The following is a 336-nucleotide window of genomic DNA, read 5'->3' on the forward strand; positions in this document are numbered from 1 at the left end:
CAAAAACAAAAAACACAAAAAAAAAAAAAAAAAATGCCCCAAAAAAGATAAAAAAAAAAAACCCCCCCAACCCCCCCGGCCGCCGTAAAAAAAAACAAAAGAAAAACACCCCCCACCGTTTACTTAAACCCAAAGCAAAAAAAAAAAAAAACCCAATAAAAAAAAAAAACAACCAAAAAAAAATAAAAAAAAAAAAAAAAAAACCCCCAAAAAAAAAAAAAAAAACAACCCACCCAAAAAAAAAAAAAATAAAAAAACCACCCCACCGATATAAAAAATTACAAAAAAAAAAAAACAAAAAAAAAAAAAAAAATATAGAAAAAAAAAAAAAAAAAA

At 23.8% G+C, this 336-nt stretch carries 1 pseudogene; it reads left to right on the forward strand.

The window, feature by feature from the left end:
- Nucleotides 1-336: pseudogene (locus ACR6JA_RS22305) on the forward strand (hypothetical protein); the annotation flags it as partial.

Source organism: Cedecea sp. B1(4) (genome assembly GCF_059414925.1).